Below are 9,416 nucleotides of genomic sequence, written 5' to 3' on the forward strand. Positions count from 1 at the left end.
GTAGCTATACTGCGCTCCGCCTCCATGTAGCAATCGAGGCGCGGAAGATCGTCATCTCCGGTGAGGTGGCTGGATTTCAAATCCAGTTGGGGACGCCAGCGTTCCCGGGCAGGTTCGACTCCTGTGATCTTCCGCCAATTAGCCTCTACTGAACTCTCTCAAAGTCAATAAATCCCCTCCAAGACCTTATAAATCAGGGCTTATCCGTATCTCGAAGTCAACCGACTTCAACCCACATCAAGTTGTTTTTGGGGGTACCTTAGGGGGTGTTATTTTCTCTTAAAATATCAGCACCCCCAAAATGTCAAAAATGTGATATATAACAATAGCTTTAAATGAAATTTGTTATACAAGGGATACATTGGGGGTATCGGGTTAGTTCTAGCAGAAATCCCCTCAGGAGCATGGATTAATTAAAAGCCGGAGGATGTCATGGCGCTAACCGATGTTAAAGTGAAAACCGCGAAGCCCAAAGAAAGGCCCTATAAGCTGGCTGATGGCGGTGGTATGTATCTGCTGATTAACACTAATGGTTCAAAATACTGGCGAATGAAGTACCGCTTCGCCGGTAAAGAAAAGATGCTTTCTATTGGCGTATACCCCGATGTTTCACTGGCCGGCGCGCGTGAAAAACGCAGCGAAGCCAGAAAAATTCTCGCCGCAGGAATAGATCCGGGAGAAGCAAAGAAAGAGGAAAAAATCGCTCAGAAAATGAGCCTGAAAAACACTTTCGAAGCTGTCGCCCGTGAGTGGCACCAGTCAAAAGCCGATCGATGGTCATTACACTATCGTGATGAAATTATTGATACTTTTGAGAAAGATATTTTCCCCTATATTGGCAAGCGTCCTATTGCCGAAATCAAACCAATGGAGTTGTTGGAAGCACTACGAAAAATGGAGAAACGCGGAGCGCTGGAGAAAATGCGAAAAGTTCGCCAACGTTGCGGTGAGGTCTTCCGTTATGCGATAGTCACTGGTAGAGCTGAATATAATCCCGCCCCCGATCTTGCCAGCGCTTTAGCTACTCCCAAAAAGGCTCATTTCCCCTTCCTTACCTCCAGTGAACTTCCGTATTTCCTCAAAGACTTAGCTGGTTATACTGGCAGTATCATAACCAAAACGGCAACGCAGATTATTATGTTAACAGGAGTACGCACACAGGAACTACGTTTTGCCCGATGGGAAGATATCGACTTTGAAAAGAAATTATGGGAGATCCCTGCTGAAGTGATGAAGATGAAGCGGCCTCATATTGTCCCCTTATCAGAGCAGGTTATTGTCTTATTTAAACTACTTGAACCAATCTCAAAGCATCATCCTCTCGTCTTTATCGGCAGAAACGATCCACGCAAACCTATCAGTAAAGAAAGTGTGAACCAAGTCATTGAATTACTAGGATACAAGGGTCGACTCACAGGGCATGGCTTTCGCCACATGATGAGTACCATTTTACATGAGCAGGGTTTTAACTCGGCTTGGATTGAAACTCAACTTGCACATGTCGATAAAAACTCGATTCGTGGAACTTATAACCATGCGCAGTATTTGGATGGTCGGCGTGAAATGATGCAATGGTATGCTGACCACATCAATAGTCTGAGCAGTGGAATGGAAAGCAAAGTGGCATAAAACAGGATGCTCAGCCTTCAAGGTTGGGCGTTTTTCTTTCATAGCCGTTACTTCAATTCTACACTAAAAACTCACTGTTTTCATTTTAAATAAACTATTATTTTATTTAATAAGATACAGCAGTCTCAATATCGGGCACTGCAGTAAATTCTCTACGACGATCCCCTAAATCTTGTATGGCAATTCGCATTTCACTCTCCCCATACAGGAAACTCACCCGATGAAAAGATTTCTCATATTTGTCTTACTGACAATGCTGCCTTTTCTCATTGAGCGCTTTATGAAGCTGATTCATCTCATGGTGCTCTCAGTTCTGGCTCAATAAACGCCCTTCACGTGTCCGGCAACGCCGGATGACTCAATCTCAACTCATATTTGACTCAACTTAGGTGCAATACCGTCCGCCATGTCAACTCTCCTCTCTCAGGGCAATGGCTACCGCACGCCCGGCTTTCACCGTTCGGGGTCAATGTCTCTCTCAGTGTTCAGGTCTGGCCGGCGCCACACCTCAGCACTGAATAACCCGGGCCGAAGCCCGGGCGGTATGACGGTTATGCGGCAACCGGCTTACGCCAGTCGTCGCTGCCGGACGAACCGGATTTGAGGTGATCCCAGGTAATCTTGCGGTACGCCAGTGAGACTTCAATGAGCTGGGTGAAGTCCGATTTTTCCGCATCCTGGCAATGCGGCATATGCAGGTTAATATCGACAATGGTCGCGTCCTCCAGGGTGGTCGCGAAGAAATGCTCCTGCTTCCCTTCAACGGAGGTGCGGTACCAGTTGAGCTTCACTTCCGGCAGCATTTCACCGGAGGCCAGGGCGTTGTACATCAGCGGGACGGCCTTGTTCAGCGCGACGGTGAACTTCAGTGGTTTGTGCACGCGCTGGCCCGATGGCTGACCAGACTGCGGATCGGTAGGAACGGTGACCACATGCTTAACTTCCTGTACCAGCATTTCGTCCTTGTGGCCTTCCACATATATGTTGCCGACAGATTCTGCGGTAAATGCGTTTTCAGTAATGTTGCCCTGGGTTTTCCCTTTGATGCTGATATAACACGGTGTTGGCATTGCTAACTTCTCCATTGAATTAAACGTGATGTGTACTTCCGCCTGAGATATAGCAATACTCATGCCATATTTTTTATTTCATTGTTTTTAAAGGGTTTTATGTTTTCTGGTTGTGGGCAAAAAACGGGGTCGCGCAAGATCTTGCGCAAAATCAAGCAAGAAGTTGCGCAAATCTCTCACTTTCACGGCGTTTATTGCGTAAAAAGTGTTTTATCCTGAAAGTTGAGCAAGAAGTTGCGCAGATTTTGCATTCATACTTTTCGTGGTGCTTTTGTGTTCAATTCCGCAATTATTTTTGTGACACGAATCACACAAAAAACCACTCCATCGTGATTCGCGTGATTAAAAAACAACCACACCACCACAATCCGCCGTGCGCAACAGCCGCTCAGGGTGTCACCTCGTTCTGCTCCTGAGCGATGCGCAGGCTCCACTCCCGGGCCAGCTTCTGCGCGGCTTTAATTTCATCGGGCCTTAGCAGGGCCTCCAGCGCATTCAGTGCATCCACCGCATCTTTGGTGTTTTCCGTTGCGGCCAGGGAGTACCATGCATAGGCCTGAATGCGGTTGCGCGGCAGCCCCAGTCCGTCCTGGCTCATCATGCCTGCCCGGTACTGCGCCATCCGGTTTCCCGCCATCGCGCTGAGCCGGTATTGGGTGAAGGCCTGCGTATAATCATGTTGTCCACCAAGACCAAGGCGCAGCATGTCGCCGTAGTGGTAACGACCTTCCGCATCGCCCCGCGCCGCCAGCTGCTGCCAGGCGCTTCTGGCGTGAACCTCATCACCTTGTTTTTCATACCACCCGGCAAGCGCACGCGCAGCCTGAAGGTCGCCGCCTTTCGCCGAGAGCGTCAGCCAGTGAAGCCGCATCTCATCAGTGCTCGGGTACCGTCGCCTTTAACGTCTTCTACATCACGTACTGCATCAACGACATGCCACAGGCGCTGGCGAAACACCGGATTATTCATGGTCAGGTCCCCGTGCCGCCAGAGTCTCCGTCACCGCAGTAACGCCATACCTCTCTTATTTATCCGGCCGGGGCATCCCTGAATGCCCCTCATCCGTCCGGCTCCCTCTGAGATTTAACTCAATGACATTACTGAAAATGGTGCTCAACGCCCTGCGTCAGGTTCTGACGTGGTGCGCCAGCAGCCGGGCACAGCAGTTTGTGGAAGACCACTTTCGCGAAGAAGGCTATGACGAAAACAGTATTTACATCGCCAGACAGGTGGCACCCCTGCTCGCAGGTGCCTTAATCGCTGCCCTGATGGAGCAGATACTGCAGATTATCACCACACACTTAACCCACTGATGCCCTGCTCAATGAGCGGGGCATCAGGCTTTATGACGCTTATCAGGAGATGAAGATGCACAACACTGACGATCCCCCACTACCGTCCGGTCCATTTACCCGCCGGCAGGCCGATGTTGTGGTAGCGATATACCAGAACGTCGCTATCGAAGATGACCAAGGCACGCACTTTCGGCTGGTGATCCGTGACCGCGAGGAACAATTAATCTGGCGGGCGTGGAATTTTGAAGGCAACGCCGGGGAATGGCTTAACCGCTATCTGTTCAGCCACGGTATCCCCGGAGACTGACTCACCACGGGCCTCGCCCGAATACCCCCCACACCAACAGGCCATGTTCCCTCCGGGGCGCATGGCCTTTTTGTTTATGCCGTTAAATCAATCGACAAAGGAAATTAACAATGCGTTTAGCCAGCCGCTTCGGGCGGACAAACCAGATACGCCGCGACAGACCGCTAACCCGGGAGGAACTGATGCAGCACGTTCCCAGCGTCTTCGGAGAGGACAAACACGACTCAAGGAGCGAAAAGTACACTTATATCCCCACGATTACCCTGCTCGAAAATCTTCAGCACGAAGGCTTTGAACCCTTCTTCGCCTGCCAGTCACGCGTTCGTGACCAGACCCGACGAGAGCACAGCAAACACCTGTTACGTCTGCGTCGGGCCGGGCAGATCAATGGCCAGCAGGTACCGGAGATCATTTTGCTCAACTCGCATGATGGAAGTAGCTCATATCAGATGCTGCCTGGGCTGTTCAGAGCCATCTGCACCAACGGGCTCGTCTGCGGACAGTCGTTCGGTGAAATTCGCGTGCCGCATCGGGGCGATGTGGCCGGGAAAGTGATTGAGGGTGCTTATGAAGTGCTCGGCGTCTTTGACAGGGTGGAAGAGAAACGTGACGCCATGCAGTCGTTACGCCTGCCGCCGCCGGCACAACATGCCCTGGCGAACGCTGCACTGACGTACCGCTATGGCGAAGAGCACCAGCCGGTAACCGCTGCGCAGATACTGACGCCACGCCGGTATGAGGACCGTCAGGACGACCTGTGGACCGTTTATAACCGCATTCAGGAATCGTTGCTGAAAGGCGGCCTGCCGGGGCGCACCGCACAGGGTAAACGTACCCGTACACGTGCGATTAACGGCATTGATGGCGACGTTAAGCTCAACAGAGCGCTCTGGGTGATGGCCGAAGAACTGCAGCAGGCTCTGATCTGATGCAGCATGTTACAGACGATGCCAGTCAGGCGGACGTTTATCCGCTTTCCCTGAATGAGGCTCCGGGCTGCCGCTCCATCTCTGATGACGACCTGTGCGCCTGGTGCACACATCTTCTCTACCGACCCGGAGAACTCAGCCTCTGTCAATTAAGCCTCGCCGACAGTATATGGCCCGCCTGTTGTGATGAGAACGGCGATGCGCAGTCCTGCCCGTCACTCCTGCTGAACCAGCATCCCCAACCCAATAAATAAACAAGGAAAACGACTATGACCGACATTATCAACCTTAACGATACCCTCCCGATACCAACACAACCTGCCGGTTCTGCACCCGCACTGACCGCCAGCCTCGTACAGGACGAGCAGCGCATCGGCTTCTGGCCACAGCACTTCGGACGCATACCGCAGTGGATAATCCTCGAACCGACCGTCTTCGCCTGGATGGACCGCGTCTGTGCAGACTACAACGGCGGCATCTGGCAGTTTTACACGCTGAGCAACGGCGGTGCGTTTATGGCCCCGGAGACGAATGAGGATGCCGATGAGCTCTGGTCGCTGTTCAACAGCATGAACGGTAACGGCGATGAACTCAGCTCTGAAGCCGCCGGGATTGCCGTCTGTCTGATGACTTACAGCCACCACGCCATGCGCACCGAATGCGACGCCATGACGGAGCACTATTACCGCCTGCGGGACTACGCGCTCAGTCACCCCGAATGCAGTGCCATCATGCACATCATCGACTGAGGTCAGCCGCTATGGAACAACAGTTACCGCTGTTTGCCCGTGAATTAGCCCCTGCCGACCAGCAGACGGTCAGGGAAGCATTAATCCTGCTGGAATGCCAGCTACGTGAACCCGGCACGTCATTTACCTCAAGCCATGCCGTCCGCGACTGGCTGCGTCTGCAGCTTGCCTCACTGGAGCGCGAAGAATTTACCGCACTCTTCCTCGATAACCAGCATCGCCTCATAGCCCACGACACGCTCTTCACCGGCACGATTAACCATACGCAGGTCCATCCCCGTGAAGTGGCGAAAGCGGGGCTGAAGCATAATTGTGCCGCCGTGATTGTGGCGCACTGCCATCCGTCAGGGGTTGCCGAACCCAGTAATGCCGACCGTCAGGTCACTACGCGTATTCAGCAGGCTCTGGGGCTGGTTGATATTCGTCTGCTGGACCACCTGGTGGTGGGCGGCATGGAAATCGTCTCGTTTGCAGAGAGAGGCTGGCTTTGAAAATCATCAGTAAACGCCAGGCAATGACGATATACCGCCAGCATCCACAGTCCCGGTTGTTTCGCTTCTGTACCGGGAAATACAAATGGTCCGGCAGCGTATGCCACTACGCCGGTCGGGAAGTACAGGATATCAGCGGCGTGCTCGCGGTATTCGCTGAACGCCGTCAGAGCCGCAACGGGCCGTATGTCGTATTACGCAGCGTTACCCTGAATTAATTCACGTTTAAGGAAGGCTAAATTGTCAAATAAAATACCGCCTGTAAACCACGATATCACCGAACCCTGGTGGGGTCTGAGACGCAACAACACACCCTGTTTTGGCGCGAGACTGGTACAGGAGGGCAACAGGCTGCATTACCTGGCTGACCGCGCCAGCATCACCGGGACCTTCAGCGAGGCAGATTTACGCCACCTCGACCAGGCATTCCCGCTGCTGTTGAAGCAACTTGAACTGATGCTCACCAGCGGTGAGCTCACTCCCCGCCATCAGCACAGTGTGACCCTGTATGCAAAAGGGCTGACCTGCGACGCGGATACCCTCGGCAGTTGTGGTTATCTCTATCTCGCAATTTACCCGACAGCTGCAACAACCGAATAACCCTTCCGGCATTTTTCCTCCATTTAACTCACCAGTAAAGGTTTCCATTATGCAAACACAACCTGTTCCCCCGACACGGGAGGCTTTGCCACGCCCGTCACCCGTGGCTATCTGGCAGTGCCTCCTGAGCCACCTGCTGGACCGTCACTACGGTCTGACGTTAAACGACACGCCGTTTGGCAACGATGGCGTGATTCAGGAGCATATCGACGCCGGGATCTCACTGTGCAACGCCGTGAATTTTATCGTGGAAAAGTACGATCTGGTACGCACCGATCGCCGTGGTTTTAACGCAGAAACACAGTCGACGCTTCTCACCAGTATAGATATTCTCCGCGCACGGAAAGCCGCCGGGTTGATGGCCCGCAACGATTACAACGTGGCGACCGATATCACCACCGGAAAATACCGTGAGGTGCAACCATGAAGCTGTCCCTGACGGTAGAAGCCGATACCGTCACTATACTGGCCCTCAACATGGGCCGGATTGCCGTGGATATTGACGGCAGTGAACTAGCTAACCTGATCGATGTGGTAAACCAGAACGGTTATTCGCTTCGCGTTGCAGACGAGCCGGGGAAGCTGATTGTTGAAGATCCACTTCCGCCCGTTGCCCGCCTGAACGGCATCCAGTGCAGTACCGCCCATATCACCGAAGCCGACAACACCCTGCTGTTTACCCTTTCACACCAGAACGAAGACTTTGGCGACAGCGAGTGGATTAGTTATACCGGCTCGGGTTATCTGCTCCGCCTGGGCGCGTGGTCGTTTCCGGTCTTACGCCTCAAACGCCTCGGCCTGTCGAAAGCCTGTCGCCGCCTGGTAGTGACGCTTATGCGTCGCTACGCCGCTGGCATTGTTCATCTGGATGCCTTTGGTGAGATATTGCCCGGCTTTGCCACCTTTGACTGGTAACCCCACCTCAATCATCACAAGGTTTTCGCATGCCGGAATTAACCACAGAAACTGCCCTCGATATTTTGATTCACTGGCTGCAGGACAACATCGACTGCAACACACCGATTATCTTCGACAACGACGAAGGCAACACCCACTCCGCAATACTGTTACCCCCTGTCACACAAGCATTGCAGGACGTTCGCGATCTCCGTCATCTTCAGCTTCTGCAACAGGCCAGAACGGATTAGCCATCGAAGCATCACACACGCACAAGCACCAGCCCTCACCGGCTGGCGTTTTGCTTTATATAAAGGAAATAAATGATGTCAGACCTTACCCTCACCGAACCCGAAGTATTCACCGGCCATACCGACGTGATTTGCTCTACCAGTATTGAACGTATCGTTACGGGACGTAACGCCGCGCTTACGCAGATTGAATCCCTCATTCAGCAACTGGACGATATTTCGACGCTGACCCGCAGCATCGGCGGTAAAACCGCTCTGGACTGGGCCATGAAGCAGGACTTCCGCTGCGGCTGCTGGCTGATGGAAAAAAGAGAAGCGGCGATGAAAGCCATTACCCATAATCTCGATCGCGGTATATGGCGGGATTTGATGAAGCAGTCGGGGATGCTAAGCCTGATGGATGCTGCGGCCCGTGAGCAGTGGTACAACAGTCTGGAGAAGGACGATATTCCGGTGGTCAGCGAAGAGAATATCCTGAGCACCTTTGAGCAGTTGCATCTGAATAAAGGAGAGGTTTTTGAGCGCGGAGTGATAAATGTGTTCAAAGGATTATCGTGGGACTATCGGACGAATTCACCCTGCAAATTTGGCACGAAAATCATCGTCACAGGGCTGGTCAAATGTGACCGATGGGGATTTGGGCTTAACTGGGGCTGGCAGCGTGACCGCCTGGCAGACCTTGAGCGTATGCTGATGATCCTGGATGGTAAGCCTGTCCCCGACAACCGCGCTGACGTTACCTGTCGTCTCGGCGACCATATCCATGCTAATCGGCACTGCAACCGTTACGAGGATGAGATGTTTGCTATCAGATACTTTCAGAAGGGAACAGCCCATATCAGCTTCAAACGACCTGAGCTGGTCGATAAACTAAATGACATCATTGCTAAACATTATCCTGGAATGTTACCTTCACAATCTAGCACCACGAATTGATTACAATCGCTATTTAGCCCACATTCCCCCAAGTAAAACCATTTGGGGGTGCTTATGGGGGTTAGTCATTTATCCAACACGAAATATTAACATTTAATCAATAAGTTAACCACCCAATACGACTCCTGTGATCCCGCCAATAATGTATTATGTGATTGTAGTAATTATTAACCTTCCTAATTAGTAAATATAGCCTATCAGTGAATTAGACATAATGTGCATTTGATCACTTATAGTGCTAAACAGACAATGCTATTCTCTT

The 9,416-nt window shown here is 52.1% G+C and carries 15 protein-coding genes and 1 tRNA gene; 14 read left to right on the forward strand and 2 right to left on the reverse strand.

Annotation, left to right across the window (positions count from 1 at the left end; translation table 11 throughout):
* Window positions 1-42: 42 nt before the first annotated feature.
* Window positions 43-137, forward strand: a tRNA-Sec gene (locus ACKI5T_RS20015).
* A gap of 295 nt (window positions 138-432) precedes the next feature.
* Window positions 433-1,629 (forward strand): tyrosine-type recombinase/integrase, encoded by a 1,197-nt coding sequence (locus tag ACKI5T_RS20020; protein WP_407439707.1) that lies wholly within the window; start codon window positions 433-435, stop codon window positions 1,627-1,629.
* Between the two features lie 551 nt (window positions 1,630-2,180).
* Here ACKI5T_RS20020 and ACKI5T_RS20025 read toward each other — a convergent pair.
* A complete protein-coding gene (locus tag ACKI5T_RS20025) occupies window positions 2,181-2,699 on the reverse strand; it encodes an Hcp family type VI secretion system effector (RefSeq protein WP_046897939.1) in 519 nt (172 codons plus the stop codon).
* A 388-nt stretch (window positions 2,700-3,087) separates the two neighbouring features.
* The gene (locus ACKI5T_RS20030) at window positions 3,088-3,570 is read right to left on the reverse strand and encodes a tetratricopeptide repeat protein (protein ID WP_407439708.1); all 483 of its coding nucleotides are present in this window, start codon (window positions 3,568-3,570) and stop codon (window positions 3,088-3,090) included.
* 220 nt (window positions 3,571-3,790) lie between these two features.
* Here ACKI5T_RS20030 and ACKI5T_RS20035 point away from each other — a divergent pair, with 220 nt between their 5' ends.
* The 12 genes from ACKI5T_RS20035 (at window position 3,791) to ACKI5T_RS20090 (ending at window position 9,154) form a co-directional block, all read left to right on the forward strand.
* Complete coding sequence (locus tag ACKI5T_RS20035) at window positions 3,791-4,012, forward strand: hypothetical protein (protein ID WP_407439710.1); 222 nt, start codon at window positions 3,791-3,793, stop codon at window positions 4,010-4,012.
* A gap of 55 nt (window positions 4,013-4,067) precedes the next feature.
* Window positions 4,068-4,301, forward strand: a complete 234-nt coding sequence (locus tag ACKI5T_RS20040; RefSeq protein ID WP_407439711.1) for a DUF905 domain-containing protein — start codon at window positions 4,068-4,070, stop codon at window positions 4,299-4,301.
* Between the two features lie 110 nt (window positions 4,302-4,411).
* On the forward strand, window positions 4,412-5,230 hold the full coding sequence (locus tag ACKI5T_RS20045) for a DUF932 domain-containing protein (RefSeq protein ID WP_407439712.1): 819 nt from the start codon (window positions 4,412-4,414) through the stop codon (window positions 5,228-5,230).
* Window positions 5,230-5,484 carry a hypothetical protein gene (locus ACKI5T_RS20050; RefSeq protein WP_407439714.1) on the forward strand — a complete coding sequence of 85 codons (255 nt, stop codon included), beginning with the start codon at window positions 5,230-5,232 and terminating at the stop codon, window positions 5,482-5,484. The genes ACKI5T_RS20045 and ACKI5T_RS20050 overlap by 1 nt, the downstream gene beginning before the upstream one ends.
* A 15-nt stretch (window positions 5,485-5,499) precedes the next feature.
* A complete protein-coding gene (locus ACKI5T_RS20055; RefSeq protein WP_407439715.1) occupies window positions 5,500-5,979 on the forward strand; it encodes an antirestriction protein in 480 nt (159 codons plus the stop codon).
* Between the two features lie 11 nt (window positions 5,980-5,990).
* Window positions 5,991-6,470, forward strand: coding sequence for a DNA repair protein RadC (gene radC, locus ACKI5T_RS20060; protein WP_407439717.1), 480 nt, complete (start codon window positions 5,991-5,993; stop codon window positions 6,468-6,470).
* Complete coding sequence (locus tag ACKI5T_RS20065; protein ID WP_407439719.1) at window positions 6,467-6,688, forward strand: DUF987 domain-containing protein; 222 nt, start codon at window positions 6,467-6,469, stop codon at window positions 6,686-6,688. Before radC ends, ACKI5T_RS20065 begins: the two co-directional genes overlap by 4 nt.
* Window positions 6,689-6,710: 22 nt before the next feature.
* Window positions 6,711-7,070 (forward strand): type IV toxin-antitoxin system YeeU family antitoxin, encoded by a 360-nt coding sequence (locus ACKI5T_RS20070; RefSeq protein ID WP_407439721.1) that lies wholly within the window; start codon window positions 6,711-6,713, stop codon window positions 7,068-7,070.
* 49 nt (window positions 7,071-7,119) lie between these two features.
* The gene (locus ACKI5T_RS20075) at window positions 7,120-7,497 is read left to right on the forward strand and encodes a TA system toxin CbtA family protein (protein WP_407439723.1); all 378 of its coding nucleotides are present in this window, start codon (window positions 7,120-7,122) and stop codon (window positions 7,495-7,497) included.
* Window positions 7,494-7,985 (forward strand): DUF5983 family protein, encoded by a 492-nt coding sequence (locus tag ACKI5T_RS20080; protein WP_407439725.1) that lies wholly within the window; start codon window positions 7,494-7,496, stop codon window positions 7,983-7,985. Before ACKI5T_RS20075 ends, ACKI5T_RS20080 begins: the two co-directional genes overlap by 4 nt.
* 29 nt (window positions 7,986-8,014) lie before the next feature.
* Complete coding sequence (locus ACKI5T_RS20085; protein ID WP_407439727.1) at window positions 8,015-8,218, forward strand: hypothetical protein; 204 nt, start codon at window positions 8,015-8,017, stop codon at window positions 8,216-8,218.
* 75 nt (window positions 8,219-8,293) lie between these two features.
* Window positions 8,294-9,154 carry a DUF4942 domain-containing protein gene (locus ACKI5T_RS20090; RefSeq protein WP_407439729.1) on the forward strand — a complete coding sequence of 287 codons (861 nt, stop codon included), beginning with the start codon at window positions 8,294-8,296 and terminating at the stop codon, window positions 9,152-9,154.
* Window positions 9,155-9,416 lie beyond the last annotated feature (262 nt).

The sequence above is a fragment of the Lelliottia sp. genome, assembly GCF_045627565.1.
Classification (GTDB): Bacteria; Pseudomonadota; Gammaproteobacteria; order Enterobacterales; family Enterobacteriaceae; genus Enterobacter.

Bases quoted from the DNA above. Each gene is read 5' to 3' on its own strand.
- ACKI5T_RS20045 (WP_407439712.1), top strand. From the start codon at position 4,412: ATGCGTTTAGCCAGCCGCTTCGGGCGGACAAACCAGATACGCCGCGAC.
- ACKI5T_RS20050 (WP_407439714.1), top strand. From the start codon at position 5,230: ATGCAGCATGTTACAGACGATGCCAGTCAGGCGGACGTTTATCCGCTT.
- ACKI5T_RS20025 (WP_046897939.1), bottom strand. From the start codon at position 2,699: ATGCCAACACCGTGTTATATCAGCATCAAAGGGAAAACCCAGGGCAAC.
- ACKI5T_RS20075 (WP_407439723.1), top strand. From the start codon at position 7,120: ATGCAAACACAACCTGTTCCCCCGACACGGGAGGCTTTGCCACGCCCG.
- ACKI5T_RS20020 (WP_407439707.1), top strand. From the start codon at position 433: ATGGCGCTAACCGATGTTAAAGTGAAAACCGCGAAGCCCAAAGAAAGG.
- ACKI5T_RS20080 (WP_407439725.1), top strand. From the start codon at position 7,494: ATGAAGCTGTCCCTGACGGTAGAAGCCGATACCGTCACTATACTGGCC.
- ACKI5T_RS20090 (WP_407439729.1), top strand. From the start codon at position 8,294: ATGTCAGACCTTACCCTCACCGAACCCGAAGTATTCACCGGCCATACC.
- ACKI5T_RS20055 (WP_407439715.1), top strand. From the start codon at position 5,500: ATGACCGACATTATCAACCTTAACGATACCCTCCCGATACCAACACAA.
- ACKI5T_RS20035 (WP_407439710.1), top strand. From the start codon at position 3,791: ATGACATTACTGAAAATGGTGCTCAACGCCCTGCGTCAGGTTCTGACG.
- ACKI5T_RS20030 (WP_407439708.1), bottom strand. From the start codon at position 3,570: ATGCGGCTTCACTGGCTGACGCTCTCGGCGAAAGGCGGCGACCTTCAG.
- ACKI5T_RS20040 (WP_407439711.1), top strand. From the start codon at position 4,068: ATGCACAACACTGACGATCCCCCACTACCGTCCGGTCCATTTACCCGC.
- ACKI5T_RS20085 (WP_407439727.1), top strand. From the start codon at position 8,015: ATGCCGGAATTAACCACAGAAACTGCCCTCGATATTTTGATTCACTGG.
- radC (WP_407439717.1), top strand. From the start codon at position 5,991: ATGGAACAACAGTTACCGCTGTTTGCCCGTGAATTAGCCCCTGCCGAC.